The organism is Caballeronia sp. LZ003 (assembly GCF_031451465.1).
Classification (GTDB): domain Bacteria; phylum Pseudomonadota; class Gammaproteobacteria; order Burkholderiales; family Burkholderiaceae; genus Caballeronia.
Window position 1 is genome coordinate 1,039,560 of sequence record NZ_JARUXJ010000001.1, and the last position, 16,608, is coordinate 1,056,167.

The window sequence follows — 16,608 nt, forward strand, 5'->3', positions numbered from 1 at the left end:
GCGAAGGGTTGCGGAGACGCTGGAAGAGGGCGAGGCGCGCGCCCGAAGGCCGGGCGCGTGGACCGATAGCGGCGCGCGATGCGCCGCCGGTGAGTCGATTCAATCGAATTCGTTGAACACACGGCGCTGCCGAAGCAGCCGCTTGCCGCGCATGATCCAGTACACGCCGGCAAGTAACAAAAGCAACGCGACGCTCAAAACGAATACTGGCGAAATGCGTTCGGGCGCTGGCTGACTGGTGGCGATCAAAAGCGCCGCGAAAAATGCCGCCGCCGCTTGATAGTAGGCGCGCTTGGCCAGACTGCGGCGCATCTGGTGCGTGGTAAAGCGGGAGACAGGAGGACGGGTGAAAGGCTCGAAAAGCAGGACCCCGGCGAAGAGGGCCACGACGAAATTCATATAAAGCATGGGGCAACGTTGGCGCGAAGAGATGTGGACTGGCGGCGAATATATGCGAGTCCCATGCCTCTCAAAACCAGAAGTGTCCTAAATGTAGAGGGAAAACTCTATTACATTCGCGGGGAGTTAGAGGGTGTTCAAAAGTTAGGCAAAGCCGAGAAGAGCCGGTAAGGGTTTTCCAAGGTTCCCTCGTGATGCAAGCTTTACAAAACGCTTCTTTTCCAAGTGCCAATTCGAGCTTTCGCGCTTAGGCAAAATGCGCTCAAAACGTTGCCATCCAGGGTCAGCGTATGATGAGCGCCATTTCCAAGAGGAACAAATCGCGCTCAGGCGTGCGGACTTCGCATCGAGATTCATGCAGCACTCAGGCACCACATCTGGAAGGAACGACCATGCAGACTTCGCCCATGACCCGAATCGGGATCGCGCTCGCCGCGCTCGGTGTACTTGCCGCGTGCGAAAAGCACGATGCATCGGCAGGACAGGCGGCGGGCGCGCTCAACAACCTCGCGAGCCAGACCCAGCAAAAGTTCGATCAGGCGGCGAGTTACGTCGGCCAGAAGGTCGATTCCGCCAAACAGACGGCTCAGCAGAACATCGACAACGCCGGCTCGATGCCCGATATCTCCGCGAGCAGCGTCGCGGCGACGGCACGTGCGAATCTGCAGAACGCGGCGAGCGCGACCAACGCCGCCATCACCGACGCGGCCAGCGCGACGGGCGCCGGTTTGCAGAACGCTGGCCGCAAGTTGCAGGACTGGTCGAAGGACGGAAGCGCATCGGGCACGGCGGGTAACGCGGGTACGTCGGGCACTTCGGGCGCGAGCCCGACCACCGACACGAGCGGCGCCCGCACGGAAATGGACAAGTAAGCAGCCGGCGTCGACTTAACATTCCGTTACGTCCGATTCGGCCGATGCCTTCACCGCAGCCGCTAAACTGGCGGTCTTTCGGAAATCGAGACAGTTATGAAGTCACGCAAGCTCGCGCATGACGGCGCGCTGGCGATCGTCGCGATATTTTGGATGGCCGCGCTTGCGCTTTTCTCGCCCGCCGCGTTCGCGGCTCCGGCGCTCACGCTGCCTTCGTTCGAGGAACTGATCAAGCCCGCCGCACCCGCATCCGCTCCCGATGCGGCTTCCGGCGTGACGGACCCGGCCGTATCGGATGCCGACATGGTGCGCTCGCTCGATACGGTCATCTCGACGCTCGACAGCGATCGTCAACGCGGCGCGCTCGTCGCGCAATTGAAGAAACTGCGCGAAGCCAAGCGCGCGGCCGAGACGGCTGGCGCGGCACCGGGCGCGGTCGCGGTCGATTCAGCCGCTGCGTCAGGCGCAAGCGCGCCCGCGGCCACGCCGTCGACGGCATCGTCGGTCGTGGCGAGCATGGCGCAGAACGCGGGCTTGCTGGGCGCGATAGCATCGGCGCTCACGAACATCGAAGCCGACGTGAAGCGCGGCAAAACGCCGATCGCGTACTGGGGCGGGCGCTTCAACGCGGCCGGCAACGAACTCTTCACCATCGTCACGAGCCAGAGCCGCGAGCCGTTCGGCCGCACGCTCTTCAATTACTTCGCGATGCTAGTCGGCTGGGGCGCGTGCGCGTTCGTCCTCGTCTATGTGCAGCGGCAGGTCCACGCGCGTTACGGCATCCAGGCCGGACTGCATTCCAACCCGACCACGCGCGAATTGCTGCTCTTCGCGCTGCGGCGCGTCGCGCCTTATTTGTTCGCGTTCCTCGTCGCGCTGGCCTTCGTGCGCATGATGCCGCTTTCGCTCGGCCGCACGCTCGCGATGGTCACGGCCTACGCCATCGTGGCGGGCGCGGTGTTCTCGGCGATCTGCCTCATCATGTTTTCGCTGTTCGGCTCGGCACACCGGCGTGTGGCGGTGAACGTGCTGATCATCCGCGCGCGGCGGCTCCTGTTCCTGATCGGCACGTTCGGTGCGCTCGGCGACGCGGCCGCCAACTACGACGTCGCGCAGCAACTCGGCACCAATCTGTCCGCCCTGATCTCGACCTTCGCAAACATGGGCGCGGCGGCGCTTACCGCGTATTTCGCGCTGGCGTTCCAGCGGCCGGTCGCGCATCTGATCCGCAGCCGCACCTACGAGCAGCGCAACACGCGCAAGGCCGCGACCGAGACCTTCGAAGTGGTCGCTTCGTTGTGGCAGGTGCCGTTGCTGCTGCTGGCGTCGGCGTCGGTGGTGGCGACGCTCGCGGGCATCGGTACATCCGAGAACGTGTTGCAGATGGCGATTGCGACCGCCGGACTGCTCGTCGTCGCGTTCTTCCTGTCGGCGATCGTGATCCGCATCACGCGGCCGAAGTCGCAGAAGCCGCGCCGCCAGTCGGCTTACGTGCGGCGGCTCGTGAAATTCGTCGGCACGATGATCGTGACCGGCGTGTGGCTCGTATTCCTCGAACTGTCGTCGCGCTTCTGGGGTTTTTCGCTCGCGCACATGGCCGAGGAGAGCGTCGCGGCACGCGGCATCACGCGCGCGTTCGCCATGATCGTGCTGACGTTTTTCATAGTCTGGCTGGTGTGGATCCTGATCGATACCGCCATCCAGGAGACGTTGCGGCCCGATTCCACGCGGCGCGGCACGCGCGGCCCGAGCATGCGCGCGCGCACCATGCTGCCGCTCGTGCGCAACGTCGTGTTCGTCGTGCTGCTGATGATCGCGGGCATCGTCACCGCGGCCAATCTCGGCCTGAACGTCACGCCCTTGCTGGCGGGCGCGGGCGTGATTGGGCTCGCGGTCGGCTTCGGCGCGCAATCGCTGGTCGCGGATCTGATCACGGGGCTTTTCATCATCATCGAGGACACCATTTCCGTCGGCGATTCGATCGAGGTGGAAGGCGGCCACGCGGGTATCGTCGAAAGTCTGACGATCCGCACCGTGCGCCTGCGCGACGGCCAGGGCGCAATCCACGCGATTCCCTTCTCGCAGATCAAGACGGTGAAAAACCTGTCGCGCGACTTCGCCTACGCCGTGTTCGAAGTGCGCATGCCGTTTTCGGCGGATGTCGACGAAATCACGCAAATGATTCGCGAAGTCGGCGTCGAGCTGATGGACGATCTGCGCTACCGGCGCGAGATGCTGGGTCCGGTGGAGGTCTGGGGACTGGACCGTTTCGATCCGAACTGGATGGTCGTGAAAGGGCAGATCAAGACGCGGCCGCTGCAGCAATGGAGTGTGGCGCGGGCGTTCAATCTGCGCATCAAGCGGCGGATGGACGAGGCGGGCATCGAGATTCCCGTGCCGCGGATGCATGTGCAGATGAGCCGCACCGACCTGCATGCCGCGTTCGAGCCGCACGCCGATGGCCGCGCGCAGCGCATCTGGACGGGCGAGGAGCGGCTGCTCGAAGACGAGGAATTCGTGGATGCCGATCCCTCGAAGGCCCGCGATGTCTCGCACGAACCGCGTCCCGCGCCGCCGCCGACGGACCAGTCCGTGCAAATTCCGCCGCAGATTCCCACGGCGGAGCCGGGCAAAGGTTGAGACGAACTCGTCGTCAGGCCGCGAGCAAGTCGTTCACGTGCGTGGCAATCTCGTCGCCCGCGACGCCGTAGATATGCAGCGAGATCGCGCGCGCGGTGGCATCGGCGGGATTTCCCAGGCGATGAATGGCGCCTCCGCCCGCCTGCACGAAGGAGACGTCGCCGGCCTCGCGCGCATGATGCCGCGTTTCGATGGCTGATGCCGAAGGCGCGTCCCAGCGATAAAGCGTCTCTTCAAGCGTCCCGTCGATCACCGCATAGCCGCACCACGTTCGATGACCGTGCACCGGACTCGCCTGTCCCGGCTCCCAGACGAGCGCGGCGATGGCGTAGCGGTCAAGCGGGTCGGCCGCCAGCAGATGACGGCGATAGCCGCGTGCGCCGCTCTCACGCTGATCGAGGCGCAGCGGGCTCGTATCGGACGAAGCGCGCCGCAGAGCCGCACGCACGCGCGATCCGAACGACAAGGCATCGGCGGAATGGAAGGCGGCATCGATTTCATCGCAGAGCCGGTTTAGCGCCGAACCGCCGCGTAGCGACGCCGGCGCTTGATCCCGAGGCCGCGAAAGGCGGCTGAACGCTTCGAATTTCATGATGACGGCACCGGTTTTCGTTGTGTTTCGCGAACAACATTTATACCGGCTTGCGCCCAGAATTAGTTTCCATATAATTCCGCTCGAAGAACCAAAAATAGAATAATTTCCTATCGGGGGTGCGCTGTGGGAATGGACCTTATCGATCGCAAGCTGCTGGAATTGCTGCAGACCGACGTGACGATGCCTATCGCCGAGCTTGCGCAGCGCGTGAATCTTTCGCAGACACCGTGCTGGAAGCGCGTGCAGCGCTTGAAGGAAACCGGCGTGATCCGCGCACAGGTGGCGCTATGCGATCCGAAGAAGCTGGGTGTCGGCACCACGGTGTTTGTCGCGGTACGCACGAATCAGCACACGCAGATCTGGGCCGAGGACTTCACGCGCGCCGTGCGCGACATTCCGGAGGTCGTGGAGGTGTATCGGATGAGTGGCGAGACGGACTATCTGCTGCGCGTGGTGGTATCCGATATCGACGATTACGACCGCGTCTACAAGCAGCTCATTCGCGCCGTGCCGCTCTACGATGTCAGTTCGAGCTTCGCGATGGAGCAGATCAAGTATTCGACCGCATTGCCGGTGCGTCCCACGCTCGAATCCTGAGGCGTGACTCGTTTTCAGATGGCGGTTGCCGCTGCCCGCGCCATGCCACTTCGTTCCGCACCAAGCGCCTGCCTGTGGAAGGCGCGGCATGATCGATTCGCCAAAAAAAAGCCGCCCGTGGAGGGCGGCGTAACGCGTCCAGTCACTAGGTATTCCGGTCTAGCCCTTACTGCCCCGGCCGGAATCAGACGCGCATGGAATCGAAGGAAGTATGGCCGGTGACGCGGTGCCCCTCAAGCGGGACCGTGCAGCAAAGAATTTCGCGGTGCTTGGCCGTCTTCCGAAACGGCGCGCGCGGACATGCGGCAGATCGAGGAACGGTCGGCGCAACGCAACTGAAAACCAGTGCGGGTACTATCACGGGTTGATGACGAAACGCGCCAGGAGACGCAACATCCGCCATGACCGATGACCGCAACGACCGCCGCCCGGACAGCACCCGCAACGGCGCGCCCAAGAAGAAGAATCCGACATTCGGCGTCGGCGCGTTTATCGTCGTCGTGGTGTTGCTCGTGATCGGCACGCTCGCGTATAACGCGATTCGCGAGAAGCGCGACTTCGATCAACAGAACGCGACGCCTTCGCCAGCGAGCGATGCGCGGCCGGCCGTGCCGGCGATCGGAGCGTCGCAGTAGCCGAGCCCCTCAAACCGGCAAGCGAATTTGCGCCGCATCCTTGCTGATCAGCGCGGACGCCGTAAGCATCTGCTTGCATTGATGCGCAAGCAGTTTGAGATCGTGAAGCGCATCGGCGGGCAACGCCTGCGTGCGTTCGGCGTTCGTGACCATGGCGTCGAGTTCACGGCGCAGTTCCTTGATGTCGTCCGCATTCGCCGATGTCGCTTCTTCGCGCGCGGGCTCCGGCAGCGCGCCCTGTGCATCGGACAGATTGTCGCGCACGATTCCGAAAGTCCGTTGCAACGGCTCGAACGCCTGACCTTCGGCTTCGTTGATCGTTTGCAGAAGCGGCGCCGCTGCCGTGATCTGCGACGCGAGCACGTGACTTTGCACGAGCAGATCGTTGAGTTCGGCGACGTATTTTTGCTGCGCCTTGGGCTCCAGCATCATTCGCTGGAACGCTTGCGCGAGATTGGCGAACGCAATGTGCACGTTCTTGCGCGCGAGCCGGTAGCGGAAGTCGCGGTCCAGCGCGGTGGCGGCGACGGTCGCGGCAGCCGATGCGCCCTTGCTGGTGGTCGCCGCCGTGCTCTCGCCGATGTTCACCGACGACAGCTTTTCCGCCGTTGCGCTCGCGGCACGTACCGCCGATGCCGTCACGAGATTCGGATCGAGCGCGGAGGTATCGACGGTGGATTCGTTGGCGGCTTCTTTCGCGATCACGATGGTCGATACGGCGGCGTCGTCTAGCGTCTGTGTCGCGGTGGCCGTGGCGACGGCGGCCGGTGCAATCGAATCTTGCGTGCGCGTGTTTGCACCCGCACCCGCACCCGCACCCGCACCCGCACCCGCACCCGCACCCGCACCCGAACCCGCACCCGAACCCGCACCCGCACCCGCACCTGCACCCGCACCCGCACCCGCACCGCCACGCGCTTTACTCTCCGCTTGCCCCGCGCTCGCGCTCTTGGCCTTCCACCACCAACTCGCCTCGAGATAATTGCGCGTCGCGCCAAGCAGATCCTTCACGAGCTTGCCCATCAGCCGATATTCCCAATACGGGAACAGATGGCTCGCCGCGATTGCAATCGCGCAACCGACCACCGTATCGATAGCCCGTTCGCCGATCAGCCGCATGCTTCCCGGCGCGAGCAGATGAAACATCAAGAGCACATACGACGACGTGAACACCACGCTCGCCGCATAGTTGAAGAGCAGCAGGCTGTAGCTCATCACCATCGACGCGAACATCACGATGAGCAGAATGTGCGGCTCCTTCACGAGCAGAATCAGCGCGATGGTCAGCGCGCAGCCTATCGCCGTGCCGATGATCCGCTGCGTGTTGCGCTGCTTCGTGAGCGAATAGCCGGGCTTCAGAATGATGACCGTGGTCATCACGATCCAGTACGCGTTCGTGAGCGGCAAGAGCCGTCCCAGCCAGAAGCCGATGCCCACCGCGATCGTGACCCGAAGCGCGTGCCGGAAGCTCGGCGAGGCCATCGTGAGATTCGAGAAAATCTGCATGAACGGCACGCGCCGGCTCGATATGAAACGCGACAACGCATGGTCGATCTGCACTTCGGTTTCGATCAGGCTCGCGTCATCGCGCGTGCGGCGGCGCATCTTGTCGATCAGGCGCGTGGCGCTCCACAAACGGCGGAACACCGCCGCCGCGGCCGCGTAGGCTTCGGCGTTCTTCTCGGGCATGCCGTGCTTGCGCATGAGTTCGAGTTCGTACTCGATAGCGCGCAGCTCCGCCTTCATGCTGATCTGCCTGGGCGCGGAACTGTTCTGCAATACGGCCAAGCCGATTTCTTCGAGATCCGCGCTCGCCTTGCGCATCAGGTCGCGATAAAAGATCAGCACGTCCGAGCCCGCGAACGTCTTGCGCACGAGCGGATAGTCCGTATGCGCGCCGACGAAGAACTCGTGCAGATCCACCACGTTGATGAACAGATTGAAAAGCCGCGCGCGCCGCGCGTCGAGCTTGCGGCTTTTTACTTTCGGCAGATTGCGCAGCACGATGTCGCGCGCGGCTTCCTGTTGCTCCACCGCCGCAATCTGCTTTTCGATCAGCTTTCGGTAGCATTCGTCGAGATCGGCGTCGTTGTCATAAAACTCGGCGCGCGCCTGCAAGTACTCCGCGCAACTGAAGATGCTCTGCGCCAGTGCCTGCTGTTCGATGCGATACACGAGCAGCCGGCTCACGAGCGTGGCCCAGTACGTGTACCAGAGGCCGCCCAGCAAGATCCACGACGCGTTGACGAGCGCCTGCATCGGCGTGAAGTGCTCTTCCAGCGTGACGACCATCATGAAGAGCGTGGCGAAGCTGATCTGCGGCCAGCGGTTGCCATAGACGACGATCAGCGAGAGCACGAAGGTGAGCGGCACGACCGTGAGCCATAGCGTCAACGGATGCGCCGTCGCAATGCCCGTGGCGAGCGCCGAGAAGAAGCCGATCACCGTGCACGCGAGCATCTCGTTGTGCTTGTATTTGAGCGGACCCGGCATGTCGACGACACACGCGCCAAGCGCGCCCGTCGCGATGGTGAAGCCCAGCTCGCGATTGTGAAACACGATGAGCATGAGCACGGCGGGCAGCGACACGCCCAGAGCGATCCGCAAGCCGCCGAAGAAATACTGGCTGTAAATGAACTTCCTGATTTCGAACGAATAGCGCATCGACTTCCTGATTTGACGCTCGTTATGACCACGGGCGAAGCACGCTCCGGACCCAGGCGGTCAGGCGGGTTGAGTCTATCGCACTTGTCATGCACTTATAACTCACTTGCGCTTCGTTCGGAACTCGGCCGAATGGCCAGCTTTTCGGCGCCTCGCGGCCTTTGTTATGCTCACGTGAAAAGCGCCGAACACATCTTCAAGGGAGCCCACCGATGAGCGACAGCATCGCCGTGCCGCCGCACGAGATCGAGCTGACGGCCGTGCGCGCGCAGGGTGCGGGCGGGCAGAACGTCAATAAGGTATCGAGCGCCATTCATCTGCGCTTCGACATCCGCGCATCGTCGTTGCCGGAGCACATCAAGGCGCGGCTGCTCGCGCTGTCGGATAGCCGCGTGACGCGCGATGGCGTGGTCGTCATCAAGGCGCAGGAATATCGGACGCAGGACATGAATCGCGCGGCGGCGCTCGCGCGGCTCGACGAGCTGATTCGCAGCGTGAGCATCGTGCGGCGCAAGCGCATCGCGACCAAGCCAACGCGCGGTTCGCAAGTGCGGCGCGTCGAAGGCAAGGTCAGGCGCGGGGCGATCAAGGCCGGGCGCGGGCCGGTGCACGGCGACTGAAGCGGGGATTCAAGCGGGATTCGAGCGCGATTCGAGCGGGAGTTGAAGCGGCGCGTCAGCCGTGCTGCTCCGCGGGCGATACATCGAGCGGCCCGAGCATGATCGTCTTAAGCCTGCCGCGTCCGAGCACGCGCGCGAGTTCCGCGAAGACGCAATAGTTGAAGACGAGCGTGACGAGCAGAATCTGCACGGCCCAGAATTGCGGCCAGTTCAGATGGTCCAGCAAGTCCTGGTGCGCGGCCGCAAGACTATGCGTCTCTTTCCAGAACTCGAACAAGCGCTCCAGATAATGAAGCACCAGCGCGACGAGCGTATAAATGACGGTTTTCCATCCCGCATTCCAGATGAGCGGGCGCTCGGGATAGCGATTGATGAACGGAAGCATATCGGCGAGTAGAACCGCCTTGCCGAGAATGAGCGAGGCGACGAGCACGGATGCCGACGCGGGAATCGACAGGCCGGCGCCTTTCACCATGAGCGCGTGCACGACCATCACCACGTGCAGCACGACGAAGAAGAACAAGGTGGGCGGCAGCATCTTCATCAATTCGTGCCTGGCCTTCGCGAAAAAGTCGTGCATGGTCTGCTCCAGGAAACGCATGGATGCGCATGCCGGCGCGTTGCACGAAATGCAACGCGCATCCGAACAATTCGATGAATCTCGCACTGCGGCAGCGGCTGCGCTGTTTGCAGTCTAGTTCAGCCTACGAGCTTGCGGCGTCCTGAAAACGGCAGGCGCTTGATCGCGCCGGTGGCGAGCGCGGTGCCCGCAAGGACGACGGCACAGCCTTCGAGCATGACGAGCGACACCCGCTCATGCAGAAACAACGCGCCCCACAGAATGCCGAAGAGCGGAATGACGAAAGTGACGGTCATCGCGCGCGCGGGACCGACGACCGCGACCAGATGGTAGTAGATGAAGTACGCGATACCCGTGCAACCCACGCCCAGCGCGAGCACCGCCGCCCATGCAGGCGCGGAGACCGGCGCGGCGGGCCACGTGACGAAGGCGATAGGCGCGAGCACGAGCGTCGCGCCGATCATGCTGCCCGCGGCGTTGGTCATGGCATCGACGTCCATCAGATACTTTTTCGCGAAGTTGCCCGCAACACCATATAGCGCCGATGCCGCGAGCGCCGCGGCCGCCGCCAACACGCCCGCCGCGCCCGATCCCGCCGATCCGGGCGAGCCTTCTATCTGATTCCACACGAGCAGCAGCACCCCCGCGAAACCGATCGCCGTGCCGATAGTGCGCAAGGTCGTGAGGCGGTCCTTCAGCCAGAGATAGGCGACGAGCGCGCCCCACAGCGGCGTCGTCGCATTGATGACGGATGTGGCGCCGGCCGAAAGCGTCAGCTCCGCATAAGCGAAGAGGCAGAACGGCGCGGCCGAATTGAGAATGCCGACGATGAGTAGCGGTAGCGCACGCTTGCGCATGATCGCGAGACTGCTCGAAAACTGGCGGCGGCCGAGCAGCATGGCGACGAGAAACACGGCGCCGATGCCGACGCGCAAGGCCATGAGCGGCGCGACGCCGAACTCGGCGACGCCCACGCGGATAAAGAGAAACGACGCGCCCCAGAGCGCGGCGAGACAGACGAGTTGCAACAAATTGACGGGTGACATGACGATGCGGACTTCAGTGTTCCAAGGAAAAGTCCGCGCATGTTAGCACCGCGCCGCGTGCCGTCGGTCATCGCGCCGATGAGACCGCAAGGAACAATCAATGTGGCGGAATCATCCACGTCAACACGTTCTGCTGCAGCCACACGAGAATGCCGAGAATGATGGTGAGCAGAATCGAATGCTTGAAGGTGCGCGCGAAAACGAGTCCTTCCTTGCCCTTGAGTTCGGTCGTGGCGACGCCCGTCGAAATGTTTTGCGGCGAGATCATCTTGCCCATCACGCCGCCGGACGAATTGGTCGCGGCCATCAGCACCGGATTGAGATTGAGTTGATGAGCGGCGACCACCTGAAGGTTGCCGAAGAGCGCGTTGCCCGAGGTATCGCTGCCTGAGAGAAACACCGCCACCCAGCCGAGAAAGGCCGACACGAGCGGGAAGAACGGCCCGACCGAGGCCACCCCGAGTCCGAGCGTGTAGTTCATGCCCGAGTAGTTCATGAGATACGCGAGCCCGACGATGGTCGCCACCGTGAAGATGGCAATGCGCGTTTGCACCCAGGTATCGACGATAGCGTGGCCGAACTCGCTTGCCGGCAACTTCACCAGGAGCGCGGTGATGATGGCCGCCACGAGAATCGCCGTGCCGGTGGCGAGCGGCTGGAAGTCCCAGATGGCGCCGTAAGGCTGATTGTAGAGCGTGATGTAGACCGCCTTGTCGAGCCCCGGCCACGGGATCTTCACGTCGCCGATGAGGAATATCTTGGCCACCGTCCAGACGATCACCACGACCGAGACGACGATCCACGGCATCCATCCCTGAGCGGCCGAGACGTTGCCGCGCGTGTTGGCGAGGCGATCGACGTTCACCGCGAAGCGTTCGTCGGGCGCGGGCTTCCAGACGCGCAGGAACGCTATCGTGAGGATCAGCGAGACGAGCGAGGAGAGGACATCGGTGAGCGAATAGCTGATGTAGTTCGACGTGACGTACTGCGTCAACGCGAACGCGCCGCCCGAGACGAGCAGCACGGGCCACACGCGCAGCATGTTGCGAAAGCCCGCGTAGATACCGATAACATAGAACGGCAGGAAGAACGCGAAGAACGGCAACTGGCGGCCGACCATCTTGGCGAGTGCATCGGTGGGCAAATGCGTGACCGCGCCGAGCACGGTGATCGGTACGCCGAGCGCGCCGAACGCGACTGGCGCCGTGTTGAAGATCAGCGTGAACGTGAGCGCTTCGAGCGTCGGAAAGCCGAGCAGAATCAAGAGCGAACTCGTGATGGCGATCGGCGTGCCGAAACCCGAGATGCCTTCGAGCAATGCGCCGAACGAAAAGCCGATGACCACGAGCACGATGCGCCGGTCGTTCGGCAGGTTGTCGATCATCCACACGCGAAACGCTTCGAAGCGTCCCGAGCGTTGCGCGACGTTGTAGAGCAGGATCGCGGAGAACACGATCCACATCACCGGCCAGAGCGCGAACACGGCGCCGGCCGCGATGGAGTCGAGCGCGAGTCCAACCGGGAAGTGCCAGCCCACCATCGCGATGATCAACGCGACGATCAGTCCCGCAAGCGAAGCCTGCCACGCGGGACGGCGCGCCCAGCCGAGCATGACGAGTACGACGATGATAGGCAACGCGGCAACGATGAAGGAGAGCGCGAGCGAACCCGCGATAGGCGTGAGGATCTGATGGAACATCGGGTCTCCTGTTTCTCTATTCTTGGATGGATGCCGCGGTCTTCGCTGCTGGTTCGAGTGGTATCGAAGACTTTAAGCAACCGCATAACGCGCTCACTAAGAATAGGGCGAGGATGGCCCTCGTCAAGGCTTGAATATTGGCGTAAGGATGCCGGATGGAAGCGGAAAGGGACGTGACGCATCTGCTCCGTTCGGACGCTTGGTCACGCGTTTCGCGGGATGCGGCGCTCAGCTCTCGACGGTCGCTGGAGTAGCCGTTGTTTGTTGTGCCGCGCTGGAATCAAGACGCGATGCCGGCACTTGGCGAAACACCCAGAGCGCGAGCAGCCCAAGGGATGCGACCATCCACAGCAGGAAAAAAGCGAAGGCCATCATGTCCAATCCCCGAGAACGATAGGTAACGCTTGGGCTGCCACCCGCGCTGTCCGATAAGTAGGGATACCATTTAGCGATAATCGTGCCAAAGCACCGGCGTAATGCGCCAGGGCCTTGTCGGATAAGGAAAGTGACCGATCGTACAGAGCGGCAAGGCAAGCGAATTGCTTCTGCATTGCCGGAAAATGTTTCAGAGTTGTTACTTTTTTCGGTAATAGCGGCGCAGAATGCGACATCGACGCCGCATTCGAGCGTGGGGTTTCATTATTCAATGGCCATGGCCGCCACCGCCATGTCCACCGCCGCCTTGCCAACTGCCACCGCCGCCGTGCCATCCGCCGCCACCGCCGTGCCATCCACCGCCGCCGCCATGCCATCCGCCGCCATAGCCGCGTCCCCAGCAACATCCGCCGCCGCCCCAGTAGCCGAAGCCGATCGACACCGACGGATAACCGTAGCCGTAGTAACCGGGGTAAGCAGCATATGCGGGATAAGCGGCGTAAGCGGGATAAGGTGCGTACGCGTAAGGATAGGGATAAGCCGGCGCATACGGCGTGCTCGTATAGATCGTCGAGTAGTCGACTGTCGGCGCGGCCACTGCGTACTGAGCTTGCGACGGCGCGTTCGCGGCACTGACGCCCGAAGCACCTTGCGCCGGTAACGCGAACTCACGTTGCGTGTAGGCAGCGGGAACCGGCGGATAGTAATAAGCGGGGTAGTCGGGATACGGCAGGTAGCATCCGCCGAGAAGCAATCCGGCAGCAAGCGAAACGGCCGCTGCCCTGTAACCGAAGATGATGCGCGGGGAAATCATGATGCTGCTCCTTGCTTGCGGCTTGCCGGACTCTACCTATGCGATTGCGAGGAAGGGTCCGTTAAGAAGGAGCTTACTCGATCGTTGCGGCGTGCGCGTCGCGCGTCCGCTAACAAACCTCGGCGTGTATCAATCCTGAAACAGCCCTCGATCGAAGCGGCGGCAAGCATCGCTGCTTGCCGCATAAGATGGCTGTGGATCGCCCGCTTACTTCCCGACTTGATTGCCGATAACCCCGCCTACTGCCGCGCCCCCCAACGTCGATAACGCGCTTCCGCCGATCACGGCCCCACCCGCGGCGCCAACACCAGCGCCAACAGCCGTATCGCGTTGACGCGTCGTCATGTTGTCGCAGGCCGTGAGTCCGGCGAGAAGGGAAACGACCACTGCTGCGGCGCCGATTTGTTTGATGATTTTCATGTCGACTCTCCAGAACGATTGATCAATGAAACGGCCGCGGCTTTGCCCACGCGTCCTGCCGTTCGATCACGATCTGGCTTTCATCGACGGACGCCGCAACGTTTTTTTCGCCGGTTCGTTCGCTTATCAGCAGGAAAGATGCCCGAAACGGTGCACGCGCGCGCCATGCAAAAACGGCCTGCAAGGAAGCACAGGCCGTTGCGTACAGTCAGCGTTTGCTTCAGGTCGGCTGATAAATCTCCGCGCCCTTCTTCACGAACTCGATGGCCTTGGTCTGCATGCCCTTGGCGAGCGCATCGCTTTCGGAGACGCCTTGCTTGGCCGCGAAGTCGCGCACGTCCTGCGTGATCTTCATCGAGCAGAAGTGCGGGCCGCACATCGAGCAGAAATGCGCGACCTTGGCGGAATCCTTCGGCAAGGTTTCGTCGTGAAACTCGCGCGCCTTGTCGGGATCGAGGCCGAGGTTGAACTGGTCTTCCCAGCGAAACTCGAAGCGTGCCTTGGATAGCGCGTTGTCGCGCACCTGCGCGCCCGGATGACCCTTCGCCAGATCGGCCGCGTGCGCCGCGAGCTTGTAAGTGATGATGCCGGTCTTGACGTCGTCCTTGTTCGGAAGTCCGAGATGCTCCTTCGGCGTGACGTAGCAAAGCATGGCGGTGCCGAACCAGCCGATCATCGCCGCGCCGATGCCCGAGGTGATGTGATCGTATCCCGGCGCGATGTCGGTGGTGAGCGGCCCGAGCGTGTAGAAGGGCGCCTCGTCGCACCGTTCCAGTTGCAGGTCCATGTTCTCCTTGATGAGCTGCATCGGCACATGGCCGGGGCCTTCGATCATCACTTGCACGTCGTGCTTCCACGCGATCTGCGTGAGTTCGCCGAGCGTCTTCAGTTCACCGAGCTGGGCTTCGTCGTTCGCGTCGTAGATGGAGCCGGGACGCAGGCCGTCGCCGAGCGAGAACGAGACGTCGTACTGCTTCATGATCTCGCAGATGTCTTCGAAGTGCTCGTAGATAAAGCTTTCCCGATGATGCGCGAGACACCATTTCGCCATGATCGAGCCGCCGCGCGAGACGATACCCGTCATGCGGTTGGCCGTCAGCGGTACGTATTGCAGACGCACGCCCGCGTGAATGGTGAAGTAATCGACGCCTTGCTCGGCTTGCTCGACGAGCGTGTCGCGAAAGATTTCCCAGGTCAGGTCTTCCGCCTTGCCGTTGACCTTTTCGAGCGCCTGATAGATCGGCACCGTGCCGATCGGCACCGGCGAATTGCGGATGATCCACTCGCGCGTCTCGTGAATATGCTTGCCCGTGGACAAGTCCATCACCGTGTCGCCGCCCCAGCGGATCGCCCAGGTCATCTTGTCGACTTCCTCGCCGATCGACGAACTCACCGCCGAATTGCCGATGTTCGCGTTGATCTTCACGAGGAAGTTGCGCCCGATGATCATCGGCTCGCTTTCCGGGTGATTGATGTTCGCGGGGATGATCGCGCGGCCGCGCGCCACTTCATCGCGTACGAACTCGGGCGTGATGGCCTTCAGGGCGTCCTTGTCGAAAGGCACCGCGCCGAACGACTGGCCGGGATGCTGACGGCCCATCATCGCGGCGAGTTTTTCGCCGTTCGGACCGCTCGTCTTGAGGCTTTCGAGGTATTCGGCGCGGCGCTGATTCTCGCGAATGGCGATGTATTCCATCTCCGGCGTGACGATGCCCTGCCGCGCGTAATGCATCTGCGACACGTTCTTGCCGGGCGTCGCGCGTCGCGGATGACGATGCAGATCCGGGAAGCGCAGCTCGGCCGTTTTCGGATCGGCGGCGCGCTCGCGGCCGAATTCGCTCGAAAGACCCGCGAGTTCCTCGGTGTCGCCGCGCGCTTCGATCCAGCCGGCGCGCAACGCGGGCAAACCGGAGCGGATGTCGATCTTCGCGTCCGGATCGGAGTAGGGGCCGGACGTGTCGTACACATACACCGGCGGATTCTTTTCGCCGCCGAAACTGTCGGGCGTGTCGGACTGCGTGATCTCGCGCATCGGCACGCGGATGTCGGGCGTCGAACCCGTCACGTAGACCTTGCGCGAGTTGGGCAGCGGCGCGATGGCGGCTGCATCGACGATGGCGTTTTCGGACAGGAACTTGGGATTCGCATTCATGTGCTGTTTCTCCTTTTCAGTCGCAGGGACGGTAATTGACAGCGAGCACGCGGGCGATCGAATGAACGACGAACAAACGAACGCCGGCGAGCTCGGCTGATTCAGGAGCTAGACAGGGAGGAACGAGATGGAAAGGTGCGGGCCCGAGAAGACGTGGCGCGTGAGAGAGATACCGTGCGCCGAGGCCCGAACGCTTCCCTGCGCTGGCATTATCCAGATCAGGTTCAAAGGGTATTTCTCACCCACATTGCACGGGCCATTCAGTCGACGCAGCCGGACGAATCGCGATGTGCAACGCAGGACCCCCGCGTTAGCAGGCGTCACCATACATCGTGGCGTGGCATCTTGGCAACCGTTCGCGAAGTTTGCGCTGAAGCGCAGGCGCTTACTGCATAATGGCGAGCGCGCGATTTTCGGTACTTACCCGGATGTCGTCAGCAGTCGCCCCGCCTGTCGCTTCCGCACTTCTTTCGCTCCGTCATGCCGTCCATCGTCAGTCC

Annotated in this window: 15 protein-coding genes and 1 riboswitch; of the genes, 5 read left to right on the top strand and 10 right to left on the bottom strand. The window is 62.7% G+C overall.

What is annotated here, in order from left to right; all coding sequences use genetic code 11:
• Positions 1-99 precede the first annotated feature (99 nt).
• Positions 100-408 carry a hypothetical protein gene (locus QCE79_RS04790; RefSeq protein ID WP_309842260.1) on the bottom strand — a complete coding sequence of 103 codons (309 nt, stop codon included), beginning with the start codon at positions 406-408 and terminating at the stop codon, positions 100-102.
• A gap of 383 nt (positions 409-791) precedes the next feature.
• Here QCE79_RS04790 and QCE79_RS04795 point away from each other — a divergent pair, with 383 nt between their 5' ends.
• Both QCE79_RS04795 and QCE79_RS04800 read left to right on the top strand, forming a co-directional pair.
• On the top strand, positions 792-1,271 hold the full coding sequence (locus tag QCE79_RS04795) for a hypothetical protein (protein ID WP_309842263.1): 480 nt from the start codon (positions 792-794) through the stop codon (positions 1,269-1,271).
• A 96-nt stretch (positions 1,272-1,367) separates the two neighbouring features.
• Positions 1,368-3,911 (top strand): mechanosensitive ion channel family protein, encoded by a 2,544-nt coding sequence (locus QCE79_RS04800; protein WP_309842265.1) that lies wholly within the window; start codon positions 1,368-1,370, stop codon positions 3,909-3,911.
• A 13-nt stretch (positions 3,912-3,924) separates the two neighbouring features.
• Here QCE79_RS04800 and QCE79_RS04805 read toward each other — a convergent pair whose 3' ends face one another.
• On the bottom strand, positions 3,925-4,503 hold the full coding sequence (locus QCE79_RS04805) for a cysteine dioxygenase family protein (RefSeq protein ID WP_309842267.1): 579 nt from the start codon (positions 4,501-4,503) through the stop codon (positions 3,925-3,927).
• Between the two features lie 132 nt (positions 4,504-4,635).
• Here QCE79_RS04805 and QCE79_RS04810 point away from each other — a divergent pair, with 132 nt between their 5' ends.
• Positions 4,636-5,103 carry an Lrp/AsnC family transcriptional regulator gene (locus QCE79_RS04810; RefSeq protein WP_244827553.1) on the top strand — a complete coding sequence of 156 codons (468 nt, stop codon included), beginning with the start codon at positions 4,636-4,638 and terminating at the stop codon, positions 5,101-5,103.
• A gap of 401 nt (positions 5,104-5,504) precedes the next feature.
• Complete coding sequence (locus QCE79_RS04815) at positions 5,505-5,738, top strand: hypothetical protein (protein ID WP_244827554.1); 234 nt, start codon at positions 5,505-5,507, stop codon at positions 5,736-5,738.
• Positions 5,739-5,747: 9 nt separating this feature from the next.
• Here QCE79_RS04815 and QCE79_RS04820 read toward each other — a convergent pair whose 3' ends face one another.
• Positions 5,748-8,402: an FUSC family membrane protein gene (locus tag QCE79_RS04820; RefSeq protein ID WP_309842273.1), complete on the bottom strand. Its 2,655-nt coding sequence runs from the start codon at positions 8,400-8,402 to the stop codon at positions 5,748-5,750.
• Positions 8,403-8,614: 212 nt separating this feature from the next.
• On the opposite strand from QCE79_RS04820, the gene arfB reads away from it, so the two are divergent.
• Positions 8,615-9,022, top strand: coding sequence for an alternative ribosome rescue aminoacyl-tRNA hydrolase ArfB (arfB, locus tag QCE79_RS04825; protein WP_250464280.1), 408 nt, complete (start codon positions 8,615-8,617; stop codon positions 9,020-9,022).
• A 55-nt stretch (positions 9,023-9,077) separates the two neighbouring features.
• On the opposite strand, the gene QCE79_RS04830 is transcribed toward arfB, so the two are convergent.
• From QCE79_RS04830 to thiC, 7 genes are all read right to left on the bottom strand, one after another.
• Positions 9,078-9,602, bottom strand: coding sequence for a hypothetical protein (locus tag QCE79_RS04830; protein WP_244827557.1), 525 nt, complete (start codon positions 9,600-9,602; stop codon positions 9,078-9,080).
• Between the two features lie 119 nt (positions 9,603-9,721).
• Complete coding sequence (locus QCE79_RS04835) at positions 9,722-10,648, bottom strand: DMT family transporter (RefSeq protein WP_250525650.1); 927 nt, start codon at positions 10,646-10,648, stop codon at positions 9,722-9,724.
• A 97-nt stretch (positions 10,649-10,745) separates the two neighbouring features.
• Complete coding sequence (locus tag QCE79_RS04840; protein WP_309842277.1) at positions 10,746-12,347, bottom strand: L-lactate permease; 1,602 nt, start codon at positions 12,345-12,347, stop codon at positions 10,746-10,748.
• Positions 12,348-12,575: 228 nt separating this feature from the next.
• The gene (locus QCE79_RS04845; protein WP_309842279.1) at positions 12,576-12,722 is read right to left on the bottom strand and encodes a hypothetical protein; all 147 of its coding nucleotides are present in this window, start codon (positions 12,720-12,722) and stop codon (positions 12,576-12,578) included.
• Positions 12,723-12,990: 268 nt separating this feature from the next.
• Entirely contained in the window at positions 12,991-13,536 is a 546-nt protein-coding gene (locus QCE79_RS04850; RefSeq protein ID WP_250464288.1) for a hypothetical protein, read from the bottom strand.
• 207 nt (positions 13,537-13,743) lie between these two features.
• A complete protein-coding gene (locus QCE79_RS04855; protein WP_244827561.1) occupies positions 13,744-13,956 on the bottom strand; it encodes a glycine zipper domain-containing protein in 213 nt (70 codons plus the stop codon).
• Positions 13,957-14,176: 220 nt separating this feature from the next.
• A complete protein-coding gene (thiC, locus tag QCE79_RS04860; protein WP_309842284.1) occupies positions 14,177-16,108 on the bottom strand; it encodes a phosphomethylpyrimidine synthase ThiC in 1,932 nt (643 codons plus the stop codon).
• 177 nt (positions 16,109-16,285) lie between these two features.
• Positions 16,286-16,425, bottom strand: a riboswitch (TPP riboswitch).
• Positions 16,426-16,608 lie beyond the last annotated feature (183 nt).